General features: G+C 62.4%; 15 protein-coding genes. 8 read left to right on the top strand and 7 right to left on the bottom strand.

Annotated features, from left to right (window positions below; translation table 11 throughout):
* Positions 1–10: 10 nt before the first annotated feature.
* The 4 genes from ftsA (at position 11) to lpxC (ending at position 4,529) form a co-directional block, all read left to right on the top strand.
* Entirely contained in the window at positions 11–1,243 is a 1,233-nt protein-coding gene (gene ftsA / locus P3T17_RS36465) for a cell division protein FtsA (protein ID WP_074262553.1), read from the top strand.
* Positions 1,244–1,372: 129 nt separating this feature from the next.
* Positions 1,373–2,569 carry a cell division protein FtsZ gene (gene ftsZ, locus P3T17_RS36460; RefSeq protein WP_074262552.1) on the top strand — a complete coding sequence of 399 codons (1,197 nt, stop codon included), beginning with the start codon at positions 1,373–1,375 and terminating at the stop codon, positions 2,567–2,569.
* A gap of 272 nt (positions 2,570–2,841) precedes the next feature.
* Positions 2,842–3,345 carry a peroxiredoxin gene (locus P3T17_RS36455; RefSeq protein WP_429286651.1) on the top strand — a complete coding sequence of 168 codons (504 nt, stop codon included), beginning with the start codon at positions 2,842–2,844 and terminating at the stop codon, positions 3,343–3,345.
* Positions 3,346–3,611: 266 nt separating this feature from the next.
* Positions 3,612–4,529, top strand: a complete 918-nt coding sequence (gene lpxC, locus P3T17_RS36450) for a UDP-3-O-acyl-N-acetylglucosamine deacetylase (RefSeq protein WP_074265844.1) — start codon at positions 3,612–3,614, stop codon at positions 4,527–4,529.
* Between the two features lie 85 nt (positions 4,530–4,614).
* Here the strand turns inward: lpxC and P3T17_RS36445 are convergent, their stop codons facing one another.
* On the bottom strand, positions 4,615–5,112 hold the full coding sequence (locus P3T17_RS36445) for a DciA family protein (RefSeq protein ID WP_074262550.1): 498 nt from the start codon (positions 5,110–5,112) through the stop codon (positions 4,615–4,617).
* Positions 5,113–5,391: 279 nt separating this feature from the next.
* On the opposite strand from P3T17_RS36445, the gene secA reads away from it, so the two are divergent.
* From secA to P3T17_RS36425, 4 genes are all read left to right on the top strand, one after another.
* Entirely contained in the window at positions 5,392–8,193 is a 2,802-nt protein-coding gene (secA, locus tag P3T17_RS36440) for a preprotein translocase subunit SecA (RefSeq protein ID WP_074262549.1), read from the top strand.
* A 153-nt stretch (positions 8,194–8,346) separates the two neighbouring features.
* On the top strand, positions 8,347–9,588 hold the full coding sequence (argJ, locus tag P3T17_RS36435) for a bifunctional glutamate N-acetyltransferase/amino-acid acetyltransferase ArgJ (protein WP_429411773.1): 1,242 nt from the start codon (positions 8,347–8,349) through the stop codon (positions 9,586–9,588).
* 30 nt (positions 9,589–9,618) lie between these two features.
* The gene (locus tag P3T17_RS36430; RefSeq protein WP_074262547.1) at positions 9,619–10,488 is read left to right on the top strand and encodes an ATP-binding protein; all 870 of its coding nucleotides are present in this window, start codon (positions 9,619–9,621) and stop codon (positions 10,486–10,488) included.
* Positions 10,485–10,922, top strand: coding sequence for an NUDIX domain-containing protein (locus tag P3T17_RS36425; RefSeq protein ID WP_429411771.1), 438 nt, complete (start codon positions 10,485–10,487; stop codon positions 10,920–10,922). The genes P3T17_RS36430 and P3T17_RS36425 overlap by 4 nt, the downstream gene beginning before the upstream one ends.
* A gap of 48 nt (positions 10,923–10,970) precedes the next feature.
* Here the strand turns inward: P3T17_RS36425 and yacG are convergent, their stop codons facing one another.
* The 6 genes from yacG to P3T17_RS36395 all read right to left on the bottom strand — a co-directional run bounded on the left by yacG (position 10,971) and on the right by P3T17_RS36395 (position 16,301).
* Positions 10,971–11,168: a DNA gyrase inhibitor YacG gene (gene yacG, locus P3T17_RS36420; RefSeq protein WP_429286648.1), complete on the bottom strand. Its 198-nt coding sequence runs from the start codon at positions 11,166–11,168 to the stop codon at positions 10,971–10,973.
* Positions 11,169–11,266: 98 nt separating this feature from the next.
* On the bottom strand, positions 11,267–12,022 hold the full coding sequence (gene zapD / locus P3T17_RS36415; protein ID WP_074262544.1) for a cell division protein ZapD: 756 nt from the start codon (positions 12,020–12,022) through the stop codon (positions 11,267–11,269).
* Between the two features lie 202 nt (positions 12,023–12,224).
* Positions 12,225–12,830 (bottom strand): dephospho-CoA kinase, encoded by a 606-nt coding sequence (gene coaE / locus P3T17_RS36410; protein WP_429411769.1) that lies wholly within the window; start codon positions 12,828–12,830, stop codon positions 12,225–12,227.
* A gap of 3 nt (positions 12,831–12,833) precedes the next feature.
* Positions 12,834–13,763, bottom strand: a complete 930-nt coding sequence (locus P3T17_RS36405) for a prepilin peptidase (RefSeq protein ID WP_074262542.1) — start codon at positions 13,761–13,763, stop codon at positions 12,834–12,836.
* A gap of 28 nt (positions 13,764–13,791) precedes the next feature.
* Positions 13,792–15,018 (bottom strand): type II secretion system F family protein, encoded by a 1,227-nt coding sequence (locus P3T17_RS36400; RefSeq protein ID WP_429411796.1) that lies wholly within the window; start codon positions 15,016–15,018, stop codon positions 13,792–13,794.
* Between the two features lie 5 nt (positions 15,019–15,023).
* Positions 15,024–16,301 (bottom strand): GspE/PulE family protein, encoded by a 1,278-nt coding sequence (locus P3T17_RS36395; RefSeq protein ID WP_429411794.1) that lies wholly within the window; start codon positions 16,299–16,301, stop codon positions 15,024–15,026.
* Positions 16,302–16,304 lie beyond the last annotated feature (3 nt).

The raw sequence follows: 16,304 nt of genomic DNA, 5'->3' as shown, positions 1-16,304 counted from the left end.
TGAGCACGCTATGAGTAAAGACTATAAAGATCTGCTGGTCGCCCTCGACATCGGGACGTCGAAGGTCGTGGCCATCGTCGCCGAGCTGAAAGGCGAAGGTCACTACGAGGTGATCGGCCTCGGCCAGAGCGAATCGAAGGGGCTCAAAAAGGGTGTGGTGGTGAACATCGAGGCCACCGTGCAGTCTATTCAGCGTGCGCTCGAAGAAGCGGAGCTGATGGCCGACTGCAAGATCACCAATGTATTCACGGGGATCGCCGGCAGCCATATCCGCAGCTTCAATTCGAGCGGCATGGTGGCGATCAAGGAAAAAGAAGTGACGCAGGCCGATGTGGCCCGCGTGATCGAGACAGCCAAGGCGATCAACATCCCGACCGATCAGCAGGTGCTGCACATCCTGACCCAGGAATTTATCATCGACGGTCAGGAAGATGTGCGCGAACCGATTGGGATGAGCGGCATTCGCCTCGAAGTGAAAGTGCATATCGTGACGGGCGCGGTGAGCGCGGCGCAGAACATCGTCAAGTGCGTGCGCCGTTGTGGCCTCGAAGTGAACGATCTGATCTTGCAGCCGCTGGCGTCGTCGCTGGCGGTGCTGACCGAAGACGAGAAGGAACTGGGCGTGGTGCTGGTGGATATCGGTGGCGGCACGACGGATATCGCGATTTTCAGCGAAGGCGCGATCCGCCACACCGCGGTGATTCCAATCGCCGGTGACCAGATCACGAGCGATATCGCGATGGCGCTGCGCACGCCGACGCCGGATGCGGAAGACATCAAGGTGGATTACGGCATCGCCAAGCAGGCTCTGGCCGATCCGGACGAGATGATCGAAGTGCCGGGTCTGGGCGAGCGCGGTCCGCGCACGCTGTCGCGCCAGGCGCTGGCGGCGGTGATCGAGCCGCGTGTCGAAGAACTGTTTTCACTCGTGCAGCAGGTGGTGCGCGAGTCGGGTTACGAGGAACTGCTGAGCTCCGGCGTGGTGCTGACCGGCGGCGCGTCGATGATGATTGGCATGGTCGAACTGGGTGAGGACATCTTCCTGAAGCCGGTGCGCATCGGCGTGCCCGAATACGCAGGCGGTCTCGCGGATGTAGTGCGCAACCCGCGCTACTCGACTGCGATGGGCCTGCTGGTGGAAGGACGTTCGCAACGGATGCGCGGCCGCAAGGTGGCGGTGCAATCCGGCTCGATGGGCCAGGTGTTCACGCGCATGAAGGACTGGTTCCTGGGTAATTTTTAAAGCATTCGCAGTACGCACAGATTTCGCAATACGCGCTGGTGCCGGCGGCCGGCGCGCGACAGGAGGTTGCCCGATCTCCTGCCGAATAACGGCCGAGTGGCTGCAATTTTTTATCTTGACGGAGGCAACATGGAATTCCAGATGCTGGAAACCGAAACCAACGGCACCATCATCAAGGTGATCGGAGTCGGTGGCGCTGGCGGCAATGCCGTTCAGCACATGATCAACAAAGGCGTGCAAGGCGTCGACTTCATCGTGATGAACACGGACGCGCAGGCTCTGTCGCGTTCGCGCGCGTCGTCGGTGATCCAGCTCGGCAACACCGGTCTCGGCGCTGGCGCCAAGCCGGAAATGGGCCGCGCCGCAGCAGAAGAAGCACGTGAGCGTATCGCAGACGCACTGCGTGGCGCACACATGGTGTTCATCACCGCAGGCATGGGTGGCGGCACGGGCACGGGGGCAGCTCCGGTCGTGGCGCAGATCGCCAAGGAAATGGGTATCTTGACTGTTGGCGTGGTCAGCAAGCCGTTCGAATTCGAAGGCGGCAAGCGCATGCGTGTAGCAGAAGCTGGATCGCAGCAACTGGAGGATCACGTCGACTCGCTGATCGTCGTTCTGAACGACAAGCTGTTCGAGGTGATGGGCGATGACGCCGAGATGGACAAGTGCTTCCAGTGCGCGGACGACGTTCTGAACAACGCAGTTGCCGGTATCGCTGAAATCATCAACGTCGACGGCCTGGTGAACGTCGACTTCGAAGACGTGAAGACGGTAATGGGCGAGCAGGGCAAGGCGATGATGGGCACGGCGACGGTTGCCGGCGTCGATCGCGCGCGTCTGGCTGCCGAGCAGGCTGTTGCCAGCCCGCTGCTGGAAGGCGTGGACCTGTCGGGCGCACGTGGCGTGCTGGTCAACATCACGTCGAGCCGTTCGCTGCGTCTGTCGGAAACCCGCGAAGTGATGAACACCATCAAGAGCTACGCGGCGGAAGACGCAACGGTGATTTTCGGCGCGGTATACGATGATGCAATGGGCGACGCGCTGCGCGTGACGGTGGTGGCAACGGGTCTGGGCCGTGCTGCGAAGAAGCAGCAATCGGCTCCGATGACGCTGCTGCGTACCGGTACGGACAACCAGCCGGTTGGTGCAATGCAGCACGGGCACGCTCCGCAACACTACGCAAGCACGGCAGACTACGGCGCGCTGGATACGCCGGCAGTGTGGCGCACTTCGCGTGACACGGCGGCATCGCACGTGCAGGCGCTGCAGGAAAAGGGCGTCGACACGTACGATATCCCGGCATTCCTGCGCAAGCAGGCGGACTGACGCATACGAGCAGGCTTTCGCTGCGGCACGTGAATTGCGTGCGAGCAGGGAGTGCACGAGCGTGGCGAGTGGACGGCAAAGCAGGCCGCGGTTTCTCCGAAAACGCGGCAAGGACAGGTGCCCCCTTCGGATTCGCGAAGCGGATGGGGCGGCTGTCGCTGGCAGATGCGGCCGGCAGGTAGCGCAAAAGTTGGGGCAGGTGCGCGACTGCACGATTCACTGCGACACGACGACGTGCGGGCATGCTCCGCATTGACGTGAAGGACTGAGCCATGATTAAGGTGGGTGAAAAGCTACCCGGCGCAACCGTCTTTGAGTTAATCGAAGAGGAGCGTGCGGGCTGCACGATCGGACCGAACAGCTTCGACGTGCGCGAGCAGACGGCGGGTAAGCGCGTGGTGATCTTTGGATTACCGGGCGCGTTCACGCCGACCTGTTCGGCCAAGCATGTACCGGGTTATGTCGAGCATGCCGAGCAGTTGCGCGCTGCTGGCATCGATGAAATCTGGTGCGTGTCCGTCAACGACGCGTTCGTCATGGGCGCGTGGGGACGCGATCAGCACACCTCGGGCAAGGTGCGCATGATGGCGGACGGTAGTGCGGCTTTCACGCGGGCGCTCGGTCTGGAGCAGGACCTGTCGGCGCGCGGCATGGGGATTCGTTCCCAGCGCTACGCGATGGTGGTCGACGACGGCGTGGTCAAGACGCTGAACGTCGAGGCACCCGGCAAGTTCGAAGTCAGCGATGCGGGCAGTATCCTCGCCACGTTGAGCTAGTACAGGGCGCCGAACGGCCTTTTCCCGGCGTTACGTTGTGCCGGGGCAACGGCCAGAAGGCATTCATGTGACAAGCCGTAACGCGGGCTGATGACCGGAAACGCCTCCGTTCCGGGACATCGGCCCGTCACGCTTTACCCTCTGGGTAATGTAGAGAAACAGATTGATACCTCCTCGGAAATCACGTTTCCCAGGGTAATGGAGTATACTTCGCGCTATGGAATAAAAAGTCCCGATTGGGATTTTCAATCGAACAGAAGATCACCATGTTGAAGCAGCGCACTATCAAATCGATTGTCAAGACTGTCGGCATCGGCGTTCACTCCGGCCGTAAGGTCGAATTGACGCTCCGCCCGGCCGCTCCTGACACCGGCATCGTGTTCACGCGTGTGGACTTGCCGACTCCCGTTGAGATTCCGGCGGCCACGACGTCGATCGGCGACACACGTCTGGCGTCTGTACTCCAGAAGGACGGCGTGCGCGTCTCGACCATCGAACATTTGATGTCGGCCTGCGCGGGCCTCGGTATCGACAATCTGTACGTTGACGTCACCGCCGAAGAAATTCCGATCATGGACGGCAGCGCCGCCACGTTCGTGTTTCTGATTCAGTCGGTGGGTGTCGAGGAGCAGAACGCCGCGAAGAAATTCATCAAGGTCACGAAGCCGGTCGAAATCATTGACGGCGACAAGTTTGCCCGTCTGGACCCGTTTTTCGGCTTCAAGCTCAAATTCACCATCGATTTTCGTCACCCGGCGGTCGACAAGACCGGCCAGGCGCTGGAAGTGGACTTTGCGCATACGTCGTACGTGCGTGACATCGCACGGGCCCGTACCTTCGGTTACGCGCATGAAGTGGAAATGCTGCGCGAACTGGGCCTTGCCCGCGGCGCCAGCATGGACAACGCCATCGCACTGGACGAATACCGCATCCTCAACAACGACGGCTTGCGCTACGACGACGAGTTCGTGAAGCACAAGATGCTCGACGCGATTGGCGACCTGTATGTGGTCGGCCATCCGTTGCTCGCCTCGTACACGGCGTACAAGTCGGGCCACGGCCTGAACAACGCGCTGCTGCGCGAACTGCTGAAGCACGAAGACGCATACGAAATCGTCACGTTTGAAGATACGCAAAAGGCTCCGCGTGGCTTTGCGTTCGATACGCAGACGGCATTTGCCTGATTCCTTCCGCTAGCGACCCGCTGCGTGATGCAGTGCGGTCGGGTTTGGCTCTCAGGTAGAAAAAATAAGCGGCCCCTTGGGCCGCTTATTTTTTGCTCTCGCGATTCCGTAGATGCCGGGCCGCCATCCTCGCAAGCGCGGCCTGCAACGGCGATGGCGCGAGCGACTCGCTCAGCGCGTGCAAGGCATCGGCGCCTGCCGGGGTCATGCGCGCCTGTTTGACGGGCGGCGGCTCTTTTACCGCCTGCGGACGCACGCGGATTCTCAGGGAATTGACCGACCAGCCGCGCTGCTGCAGATCGGACAACAGCCGTGGCTCAAGATGCCGCAAACGCGCCGCTAGCGCGTTATGCGCGGCAAAAAGTGCCAGTACGCCATCCTTGATAAAACCCGGTTCAACGCTCGAACCCAAATAATCCGGCAACAATTCGCGTAGATCCTTCTCGAGCGAGGCGATCTGCTCCACACCGGCGCGCAGGGCGGCAAACGCATCCGTGCGCTTGAGCACTTCGGAGACCGGTTGCGGGCGGCGCGTGTTGAACTGCCTGGGCGGCGGCCTTGAAAACGACGGGGAGCGGCTCATGTAGGATAGTAGGGCGTGGTTGCACACAATGTGCGCTCACGCCGGGATTGTACCGCGCGGGATGTGCTCCGGGCCGCGCTCATCGAGGCTCTGGCCGGAGCTTTACACGCTATCCCTACGTCGCGCCTGTGACACAGGCGCGCTCTGGGGCGCGTGCTAAAATGCCCGATTCGAATTCACTCTTGGACTAAGCCGCCGAGGCACTTCCGACCCCGGACTGGCGTGCGATCAAACCGCATGCCGTGAACCAGCCGAAGCCGCGACGCAGACACCGATCCGATGACCACCGGTTTTCTACAAAAGATTTTTGGCAGCCGCAATCAGCGGCTAGTCAAGCAATATCAAAAGACCGTCGCGGCGATCAATGCGCTCGAACCGCAGATCGAGCAATTGACGGATGACGAACTGCGCGCCAAAACGGGTGAATTCCGCCAGCGCATCGCCAGCGGCGAGTCGCTCGACAAACTGCTGCCGGAGGCCTTCGCGGTGTGCCGGGAGGCGAGCAAGCGCGTCCTGAAAATGCGCCACTTCGACGTCCAGCTGATCGGCGGAATGGTGTTGCATTACGGCAAGATCGGCGAAATGCGCACCGGCGAAGGCAAGACGCTCGTCGCTACGCTGCCGGTCTACCTGAATGCGCTGACCGGGCGCGGCGTCCACGTCGTGACGGTGAACGATTACCTCGCGCAACGCGACGCCGAATGGATGGCGCGTCTGTATAACTTCCTCGGTCTGTCAGTCGGCATCAACCTGTCGCAGATGGACCATGGCATGAAGCAGCAGGCCTACGGCGCGGATATCACCTACGGCACGAACAATGAATTCGGCTTCGACTACCTGCGCGACAACATGGTCTACGAGACCGATGCGCGGGTGCAGCGGTCGTTGAATTTTGCGGTCGTCGACGAAGTGGACTCGATCCTGATCGACGAAGCGCGTACGCCGCTGATCATCTCCGGTCAGGCTGAAGACCACACCGAGCTGTATGTGCGCATGAATGCGCTGCCGCCGCTGCTCGAGCGTCAGATCGGCGAGGAAAAGGCGGATGGTACCGGCGTCGAAAAGCCGGGCGACTACACGCTGGACGAGAAAGGCCGTCAGGTGTTCCTGACCGAATCGGGCCACGAAAAGGCCGAGCGCCTGCTCTCCGAGTGGGGCCTGATCGGCGAAGGCGAAAGCCTCTACGCGCCGCAGAACATCACGCTGATGCACCACGTGTACGCCGCCTTGCGTGCGCACACGCTGTTCTACAAAGATCAGCATTACGTGGTGCAGAACGGCGAAGTCGTGATCGTCGACGAGTTCACCGGCCGTCTGATGTCGGGTCGCCGCTGGTCGGATGGCCTGCACCAGGCCGTCGAGGCGAAAGAACACGTCAAGATCCAGAGCGAAAACCAGACGCTCGCATCGATCACGTTCCAGAACTACTTCCGGATGTACGCGAAGTTGTCGGGCATGACCGGCACGGCGGACACGGAAGCGTACGAATTCAACGAGATCTACGGGCTGGAAACGGTCGTGATCCCGACGAACCGGCCGTCCCGGCGGGTCGACAAGCAGGATCAGATCTACAAGACGGCCAAGGAACGCTACGACGCCGTCATTCGCGACATCCGCGATTGCTACGAGCGTGGCCAGCCGGTGCTGGTCGGCACTACGTCGATCGAAAACTCCGAACTGCTGTCGCATCTGCTCAAGCAGACCGGTTTGCCGCACGAAGTGCTGAACGCCAAGCAGCACGCGCGGGAAGCCGAGATCGTCGCGGAAGCGGGCCGTCCGAAGCGCGTGACCATCGCCACCAACATGGCCGGCCGCGGTACCGACATCGTGCTGGGCGGCAACGCCGAGAAGCAGGCTGCATTTATCGAAGCCGACCCGGCTATCCCGTCGGACGAGAAGGAACGCCGTATCCAGAAGCTGCACGACGAGTGGCAGGCACTGCACGATCAGGTGAAGGCCGCGGGCGGTCTGCACATCATCGGCACCGAACGTCACGAATCGCGCCGGATCGACAACCAGTTGCGCGGCCGTGCCGGCCGTCAGGGTGACCCGGGTTCGTCGCGCTTCTATCTGTCGCTGGAAGATCCGCTGCTGCGCATTTTCGCCGGCGACCGCGTGCGTGCCATCATGGATCGCCTGAAGATGCCGGAAGGCGAAGCGATCGAAGCGGGCATCGTCACGCGTTCGATCGAATCGGCGCAGCGCAAGGTCGAGGCACGCAACTTCGATATTCGTAAGCAGTTGCTCGAATACGATGACGTGTCGAACGATCAGCGCAAGGTGATCTACCAGCAGCGCAATGAATTGCTCGAGGCGAATGACATCACGGAAACCATCGGCGCCATGCGCCATGGCGTGATCACCGACATCGTCCATCAGTTCGTGCCGGCAGGCAGTATCGAAGAACAGTGGGACGTGCCCGAGCTCGAAGAAGTGCTGCGCAAAGAGTGGCAGCTCGATCTCGCCATTCAGGAAATGATCAACGAATCGTCCTCGATCAATGTGGACGAGATTCTCGAAGCCGTGATCGCCGCGGCGGACGAAGCGTACGAATCGAAGGTGACGCTGGTTGGCCGCGAGTCCTTCAGCAACTTCGAACGCTCCATCTTGCTGCAGACGCTGGATCGGAACTGGCGCGAACACCTCGCCGCGCTCGACCACCTGCGCCAGGGTATCCATCTGCGTGGTTACGCGCAGAAGAATCCGAAGCAGGAATACAAGCGCGAAGCGTTCGAATTGTTTGCTGCGATGCTGGACGATGTGAAGCTCAGCGTCACGCGCACGGTGATGAACGTGCAGATCGAATCGCGGGAACAACTGGAACAGGCTGCCGAGGATTTCGAAGAGCAGGGTAGCCACCTCGAGAATGTCGAGTTCCGACATGCCGAAGTTGTGGAAGCCGCCGCGCCTGTAGCGGCTGAAGTGGCGACCGCCGCCATGATCGGCGACGCGATGAGCCACAGCGGAGCGCGTGCAACGGCCGAGCCGTTTGCAGACAACGTGCCGAAGGTGGGCCGTAACGATCCGTGCCCCTGCGGCAGCGGCAAGAAGTACAAGCAGTGCCACGGCAAGATTGCTTGAGATTGACCCAGCGGCGCGCCTCGAGCGCGCCGCATCGTTTTACCCAGCGTTTTGCTGGCGACTCCGCGGTGGTGCGTCGCACGTCGTTCCACCCCATTGTGATTTCCGATGCCGGCTCCATGCCGGCATTTTCAACTTAGACAGGTCGCGACCATGGCTGTCAATTTCCCCTCGATCGATCCCGCTCAACTCCATCCCGTCGCCGGCGTCACGCTAGGCTGGGCTGAAGCGAACATTCGTAAGCCGAACCGCAAGGACGTGCTGGTCATTTCCGTTGAAGAAGGCGCGACGGTTGGCGGCGTGTTCACGTCGAACCGGTTTTGCGCGGCGCCTGTCACGGTGTGCCGCGAGCATCTGGACCACGTTCGCGCGGGCGGCAAGGCGATTCGGGCGCTGGTGATCAATACCGGTAACGCGAATGCAGGCACTGGCGAGCCGGGCCTCGCGCATGCTCGCGAGACTTGCGTCGAACTGGCGCGTCTGACCGGCGTCGCCCCCGAGCAGGTGCTGCCGTTCTCGACCGGCGTGATTCTCGAACCGTTGCCGGTGGATCGCCTGAAGGCCGGTCTGCCCGCTGCGCTGGAGAATCGCCGGGCCGCGCACTGGTACGAGGCGGCGCAGTCCATCATGACCACCGACACGCTGGCGAAAGCAGCCTCGCGCCAGGTGACGATCGACGGCCACACGGTGACGATGACCGGTATCAGCAAGGGCGCCGGCATGATCAAGCCGAATATGGCGACCATGCTGGGCTTCCTCGCGTTCGACGCAGCGGTTTCGCAGCCGGTGCTCGATGCGCTGGTCAAGCATGTCGCGGATCGCTCGTTCAATTGCATCACGATCGACGGCGATACGTCGACCAACGACTCGTTCATCCTGATCGCCTCGGGCAAGTCGAGCCTGCCGGCGGTCACGAGCACCGATTCGCCCGCTTACGCGGCACTGCGCGATGCGGTGACCGAGGTCGCGCAGACACTGGCTCAACTGATTGTGCGTGACGGCGAAGGTGCCACCAAGTTCATGACGGTGCAGGTCGAAGGCGGTGCGAACGTGACCGAATGCCGCCAGATCGCGTATGCGATCGGCCATTCGCCGCTGGTCAAGACGGCGTTCTACGCGTCGGACCCGAACCTCGGCCGGATCCTCGCGGCAATCGGCTACGCGGGCGTGACGGATCTCGATGTCGGCAAGATCGACCTGTATCTGGACGACGTGCTGGTCGCCAAGGCAGGCGGCCGCAATCCGGAGTACCGTGAGGAAGACGGGCAGCGCGTGATGAAGAAGGCCGAGATCCTGATTCGCGTGGTACTCGGTCGCGGCGACGCGCATGCCACGATCTGGACGTGCGATCTGTCGCATGAATACGTGAGCATCAACGCCGACTATCGCTCGTAAGCCAGTATCCGATCAGCCTAAATTTTCGTCATGGATAAACTCGAACAGTTTTTGACTCGTGCCGAGGCTTTGCTCGGCCGCCTGGAAGCCGTGCTTCCGCCTGCTACGCCCGACGTCGACTGGTCGGCAGCGGTCGCCTTCCGCTGGCGCAAGCGCCAGGGGCGTGGCTACCTGCAGCCAGTGCCGGCCATCTCGGACATCACGCTCGACGATCTGCAGAACATCGACCGCCAGAAAGGGCTGATCGAGCAGAACACACGTCAGTTCGTGCGCAAGCAGCCCGCCAACAACGTGCTGCTGACAGGCGCGCGCGGCACCGGCAAGTCTTCGCTGATCAAGGCCTGCCTGAACGCTTTCGCAAAAGACGGGCTGCGCCTGATCGAAGTAGACAAGGACGACCTGCACGACCTGGGCGATATCGTCGACCTGATCTCGGAGCGCCCGGAGCGCTTCGTCGTGTTCTGCGACGACCTGTCGTTCGAGGATGGCGAGTCGGGCTACAAGGCACTGAAGGTGGCGCTCGACGGCTCGGTGGCGGCCCAGTCCGATAACGTGCTGATCTACGCCACGTCGAACCGGCGCCATCTGTTGCCCGAGTACATGAGTGACAACGAGACGTACAAGCACACGTCCGATGGTGAGATTCACCCGGGTGAAGTGGTCGAAGAAAAGATCTCTCTGTCGGAGCGCTTCGGCCTGTGGGTCAGCTTTTATCCGTTCAAGCAGGACGACTATTTGGCGATCGTCGGGCACTGGCTGCAGCATTTTGGCTGCGCCGCCGCTGAGATCGAATCGGCGCGCGGCGATGCACTGGTGTGGGCGCTCGAACGCGGTTCGCGCTCGGGACGCGTGGCGTGGCAGTTTGCGCGGGACTGGTCAGGCCGGAAGTCGCAGGCATGACGGACGCCACCAACACCACTCACCCGCCTGCTGCGAACACAACTGGCCGCCCTGTCACCGAAGTGGCGGTTGGCGTGCTGGTGCAGCCCGATGGGCGCTATCTGCTTGCGCAACGGCCGGCGGGGAAGCCCTACGAAGGTTATTGGGAATTTCCGGGCGGCAAGCTGGAGCCGGGTGAATCAGTCGAAGCGGCGCTGGCCCGTGAACTGCACGAGGAACTGGGCATCGAGGTCAAGGCGAGCCATCGCTGGCATACGCTTGAGCACGACTATCCGCATGCCTATGTGCGGCTTTATTTCTGCAAGGTGACACAGTGGACAGGTGATCCGCATGGCCGCGAGGGGCAGGCATTTGTCTGGCAATCGCTGCCTGCGGAAGTGTCGCCGCTGCTGCCCGCGACCATTCCAGTGCTGGAGTGGCTTGCTGCGGAATAACGGCGTGGCGCGCAAGACGCTGGGAAATGCGTCGACGCCACCCGGCACTCAGTGCGGGTTGTAGTCGCCGCTCGGTTCGTCGTCTGAAGGCGCTTCTTCGTCAGTGCCGCCGATCTTGTATTTCTCGGCGGCCCACGCACCGAGGTCGATCTGCTTGCAACGGTCGGAGCAGAACGGGCGGAAGCGGTTTTCAGGCGTCCAGCGGACTTCCTTTGCGCAGGTTGGGCATTTAACGACAGTAATCATTCGGTCAGGCAATCAATCGCAAACGGGACAAGTTTCTAATATAGGGGCATTTTCGCTGTTTGAAAGGCGGCCCCACATGCACAGCCGTGGCCATCACGTTACAGGCTGCAGAGCGTAAGCTGGAACGGCACGTCGACATCAACGGCGCGCGGCCGCAGATCGCCATCCTGCACGGTGAAGCGTACCCACAGCATGTACTTGTTGGCACTTGCCTCGGGAATGACTCGCAGCTCTGGCTGAACGCGCACCTGCATCAACTGGTACGAGCGGCCCGACAACATCTGCTGGTAGCTGCCCTGCATCGCCATCACCTTCGACGCCTGACCCGATTCACGCGCCAGACGCAGAACGATGGTCGCTGCATCGCGCAACGGCAGAAGCGGAGTGACCCATTTGGCGATGTCCTGGCGGCGCTGATCCGGGTGAGTTTGCTGCCAGGCGTAATAAGACGGCAGGTCAAATTTGCAGGTGCCGCCCGGGATGATTGCACGGCTGCGGATACTGGCGAGCCATTCATTGTCTGCAAGATGCTGGCCAGTCTTGCCCTGCATCTGGGACAGTCCTGACAGCGTCTGTTCGATCTCGCCCAGTACGGCCTCAAGGGCATTCTGCTCGATGCCCGGATTGCCGCGGAACGGTGCGAGCGTTTGCCGTTGCCGCTCGAGTTCCTTCATCAGATCCGACTTCAGATCCGCGCGACCCGCGACCTCAGAGATTTCGAACAATGTCGTCAGCGCGACATGATGTTCCCTGGCGTCTTCCTGAGTCAGAAAGAACGTGAAGCGCTCGAACAGGTCTTCGAGGCGCAATAGCGTCCGGATTCGCTCGTTGAAGGGATACTCGTAAAGGATCAAGCGGGCTCGCCTCGGGCGTGGTCGGTGACGGGAATGCAGAACATTCTAATGCCGTGAGACTACCCTAGCAATCACACACTTTTTTGGTGCGCTTTTGCAAGTTTCTCTCCGTGTTTTGCGATTGTTTGAATGCGCCCTCTGTTCTTTATTGCGACAGGACTGAACTGTCGCGAGGGGCCATCTCCCGTGCCGTTGATCTGGCTCACGCGCTGGCGAGCGACAGGTACAAAGCGTGCTGCGCCTCGACCTGCCTGGTGAGTTCATCTATCGAGGTGTTGCTGTCGTTCACGACGACGTCGTCGGCCGCGGCGAGACGCGCCTCGCGGGTTGCCTGACGGGCGATGATGGCAAGCACCTGTTCGCGGCCGAAGGCGTTGCGGCGCATCACACGCGAGACCTGGGTTTCGACGCTGCAGTCCACGGTCAATATACGGTCCACACGTGTTTTCCAGGCGCCCGATTCGACCAGCAGCGGCACCACCAGCATGACGTAGGGTCCGCTGGCCGCGTTTCTCGCACGCTCGGTTTCGGCGCGGATCAACGGGTGCGTGATGCCTTCAAGACGCCGACGCGCCTCCTCGTCGCTAAAGATCAGCGCGCGCATGCGGGCGCGATCCATGGAACCGTCCGCTGCTACGAACGCGGCACCGAACTCGCTGGCGATCTGCGGCATCGCGACGCCGTTCGGCGCGGTGATCTGATGGGCAATCAGATCGGTATCGACGATTGCCACACCGTTCGTCGCGAACAGGTCCGCGACAGTGGATTTGCCGCTGCCGATGCCGCCTGTCAGTCCCACAGCAAACATGCGTCAGCCTCCGAGTGCGAGATAGAGAGGAGAGCCGAGAAACAGGGTGATCGCGCCGCCGGCCGCGAGAAACGGACCGAACGGTAACGGTTCTTCGAAGCGCATGCGTCCGCGCCACGTAGCGGCAAGCCCCACGACTGCGCCGGTCACCGCGGCGATCAACACGATCTGCGGCAACGCGGCCCAGCCGAGCCACGCGCCGAGTGCGGCGAGCAGCTTGAAGTCTCCATAACCCATGCCTTCGATGCCGCGCACGAGCTTGAACACCCAGTGGACTACCCACAGTACAAGATAGCCCGCAATCGCGCCGGCGACCGCACTATGCAGGCTGGCGAACATGCCGTTGAAATTGACGATCAGCCCGGCCCATAGCAGCGGCAGCGTCAGCGAGTCGGGCAGCAGGTGCGTGTCGATGTCTATCGCGCTCGTGGCAAGCAGCGCGGCGCACAAACCGAACGCGGCGAGTGCCATCGTGGTAGGACCGAACACGCTCAGGGCTCCCGCGGCGCAGGCAGCGCTAGCGATCTCGATTAACGGATAGCGTATCGACACGTGGGCCTTGCACGCGGAACATCGCCCGCGCAACAACACGTAGCTCACCACCGGGATGTTTTCCCAAGCACGCAGTACGTGTCCGCAGTGCGGGCATGCGCTGCGCGGCAGCCACAGGTTGTAGCGCGCCGGCAGGCCGTCGTCCACTGGCGGCTGGTCGGTCGTGCCGCTGACTTCGTCGTGCCACGCCCGCTCGAGCATGATGGGCAGGCGATGCGCCACCACGCTCAGAAAGCTGCCGATGACCAGCCCGAAAACGACGGCGAAGGTGAATTGCAGGCCGGCCGGCAAGATGCCAAAGCTGGCGCCGAAGCCGGCCGCAACATGGCCATGAAGCGCGCTGAAGGAAGTGTCTGACACGGTTGCGTAGTTAGCCGGCATGGCAAAAGAGTGGGATTCGGCTGCGATGCTACACCACGTTGCCGAGTTGAATGATGGGAAGATACATCGCAATCACAAGGCCGCCGACCAGCGTCCCCAGCACGATGATCACCAGCGGTTCGCACAGGCTGGCAAGTGTGCCGATCTTTTCGTCGACCTGACGATCGCTGAGTGACGCCACGTCGATCAGCATCGCGTCCAATGCACCGGACTCCTCTGCGACCGCAACCGGCTGAACCACTTCGGGCGGAAAGCAATGTACCGCGCGCATCGCCGCGGCCAGGCGTTCGCCGCGCCGCAGGCGGGCGGCGATGTCGACGGTGGCGCGATCGAACCAGGCGTTGCCGGTGGCGTGCGTGAGCGAGTCGAATGCGTCGGCGAGCGGCGTGCCGGCGGATAGCAGGGTGCCGAGTGCGCGGCTCCAGCGGGCGGCACATAGCGTGGCCAGCAGTGGGCCAGCTATGGGCAATCTTAGCGACAGTCGGCCAAGCGTCATCCGCGCTGCTTCCGAACGACGCAGCAGGTAGGACAGGGCGGCACCGGCCGTCACTGCGCATGCTAGTGCGGGCACGCTCCAGCGTGCTGCGCCAGCGGATAGCGCTATCACTATCTGCGTCGGCACCGGCAAGCGTGCGCCAAAGCCGTCGAAGATCTGCTTGAAGGTTGGCACGACCCAGACCAGTAGTGCTGCCGTGATAGCGAGCGCCAGCAACAGGATCGCGACCGGATAGGTCAGCGCCGCCTTTACTTTGGCGCGTTGTGCGGCGCCGCGTTCGCGGTCCTCCGCGACGCGAGCCAACACGGCAGGCAGCGCACCGGCCGCTTCGCCGACCGCGACCAGCTGGCAATACAGCGCATTGAATTGCACAGGATGCCGCGCCAGCGCCGCGGAGAAACTCAGACCGCCGGTGATGTCGCGCGCCAAGGCACCGACGATCCGCGACATGCCGCGCTGACGGGGCGCAGGTGCTTGCGCCAGCAGATCGAGCGAAGGTGCGAGCGGCAATCCGGCGCGCAGCAGGCTTGCGAGCTGGCGCGTGAACCTCGTCACGTCAGCCGCGCGAGCTTTGGGACGCGGCGCCGGCCCAAGCGCCTTGATCTCGACGACGAACAGCTTGTCGCGCTTGAGCACGGCTCGGACGGCGTCCGTGTCTAGCGCAATCAGCGTGCCGCTATGCTGCGTGCCGGTTGCGTCGACGCCGCGCCATGCAAAACGCACGTCGAGCATTTCGGTGTCGAAGGATGCACGATTCATCATCGTTATGCGACCTCGGTAGCGCTCAGGGCTTCGGCGAGACTGGTCGTACCGTCCCGCACGCGCGCTAGCGCGGCATCGCGCAGCGTGGTTACGCGCTCGGTGTGAGCAAGGCGGGCGAGCGCATGGGTGCCCGCGCTTGCAACGATCAGCTCGCGCATCGCGTCCGACACCGGCATGACCTGGTGAATGCCGATGCGCCCGCGGTAGCCGATACCGTGACATGCTTCGCAGCCCTTCGCTTCGTAAGGGCACCAACCGTCGAGTTGATCATCGGCGAAGCCGGCCGCATTCAAGGCCGTTGCCGATTGCGGCGCCGGCGCCCGGCACGCTACGCACAGCCGCCGCACGAGGCGTTGCGCTGTGACCATCCGTAGCGCCGCGGCGAGGTTGTACGGCTCGACGCCGATATCGATCAGGCGAGCGATGGCAGCGGGCGCGTCGTTGGTGTGTAGCGTGGAGAGCACGAGGTGGCCGGTCTGCGCGGCCTTGACGGCGACGTCCGCGGTCTCTTCATCGCGAATTTCGCCGACCATGATCACATCCGGATCCTGGCGCAGGAAGGCGCGTAGCGCGACAGCGAACGTGAGGCCGGCCTTCTCGCGTACGCTGACCTGATTGATGCCGGCCAGCTGGATTTCAGCGGGGTCTTCCACGGAGCAGATATTGCGTGATTCGGCGTTCAGCATCTGCAGGAAGCAGTACAGCGAGAGTGTCTTGCCGCTGCCGGTTGGACCGGTCACGAGCACTAGTCCATGCGGTGCGCCGATGGCCGCTTCGAGCGCAACGCGCTGAGCGGGATCGAGCCCGAGCGAATCGAGCGAGAGCGCCGTGGGTAGTGCGTCTAGGCGGCGTAGCACCAGTTTTTCGCCGAATAGCGTGGGCAGAGAGTTCACCCGATAGTCTTCGAAGCGCCCCGGGCTCGTTGCAATGCGCAGGCGGCCGTCCTGCGGAATCCGTCGTTCGGCGATGTCCATGCGCGCCAGGACCTTCACGCGCGTGATGAACGCGTCGCGCAGATGCGCAGGTGGTTGCGCGATGGCATGCAGCACGCCATCGATTCGCAGACGCATCCGCCAACCCTGTTCGGCCGGTTCGATATGCAGGTCGGATGCATTGCGGCGCGTGGCTTCTCGCAGCGTCTCGTTCAGCAGACGGACGGCGGGGGTGTTGTCGGCATCGGCCAGCCCGGGTGCTGCGCTACGACTGGTAACGTCGTCGCGGATTGCCCCGGCAAACGGCCTGGCTCCTGACGGTTGAGATGGCGCAAGCGGTGTGGATATGGC

The organism is Paraburkholderia sp. GAS82, assembly GCF_050436285.1.
Taxonomy (GTDB): Bacteria; Pseudomonadota; Gammaproteobacteria; order Burkholderiales; family Burkholderiaceae; genus Paraburkholderia; species Paraburkholderia phenazinium_B.
Note: the sequence above shows the minus strand (reverse complement) of the source record. Positions and strands in the feature narration are given on the sequence as shown.

What these genes read in the sequence shown, in the direction of transcription:
- ftsA (WP_074262553.1), top strand. Translation starts at nt 11, where the DNA reads ATGAGTAAAGACTATAAAGATCTGCTGGTCGCCCTCGACATCGGGACG.
- ftsZ (WP_074262552.1), top strand. Translation starts at nt 1,373, where the DNA reads ATGGAATTCCAGATGCTGGAAACCGAAACCAACGGCACCATCATCAAG.
- P3T17_RS36455 (WP_429286651.1), top strand. Translation starts at nt 2,842, where the DNA reads ATGATTAAGGTGGGTGAAAAGCTACCCGGCGCAACCGTCTTTGAGTTA.
- lpxC (WP_074265844.1), top strand. Translation starts at nt 3,612, where the DNA reads ATGTTGAAGCAGCGCACTATCAAATCGATTGTCAAGACTGTCGGCATC.
- P3T17_RS36445 (WP_074262550.1), bottom strand. Translation starts at nt 5,112, where the DNA reads ATGAGCCGCTCCCCGTCGTTTTCAAGGCCGCCGCCCAGGCAGTTCAAC.
- secA (WP_074262549.1), top strand. Translation starts at nt 5,392, where the DNA reads ATGACCACCGGTTTTCTACAAAAGATTTTTGGCAGCCGCAATCAGCGG.
- argJ (WP_429411773.1), top strand. Translation starts at nt 8,347, where the DNA reads ATGGCTGTCAATTTCCCCTCGATCGATCCCGCTCAACTCCATCCCGTC.
- P3T17_RS36430 (WP_074262547.1), top strand. Translation starts at nt 9,619, where the DNA reads ATGGATAAACTCGAACAGTTTTTGACTCGTGCCGAGGCTTTGCTCGGC.
- P3T17_RS36425 (WP_429411771.1), top strand. Translation starts at nt 10,485, where the DNA reads ATGACGGACGCCACCAACACCACTCACCCGCCTGCTGCGAACACAACT.
- yacG (WP_429286648.1), bottom strand. Translation starts at nt 11,168, where the DNA reads ATGATTACTGTCGTTAAATGCCCAACCTGCGCAAAGGAAGTCCGCTGG.
- coaE (WP_429411769.1), bottom strand. Translation starts at nt 12,830, where the DNA reads ATGTTTGCTGTGGGACTGACAGGCGGCATCGGCAGCGGCAAATCCACT.
- P3T17_RS36405 (WP_074262542.1), bottom strand. Translation starts at nt 13,763, where the DNA reads ATGCCGGCTAACTACGCAACCGTGTCAGACACTTCCTTCAGCGCGCTT.
- P3T17_RS36400 (WP_429411796.1), bottom strand. Translation starts at nt 15,018, where the DNA reads ATGAATCGTGCATCCTTCGACACCGAAATGCTCGACGTGCGTTTTGCA.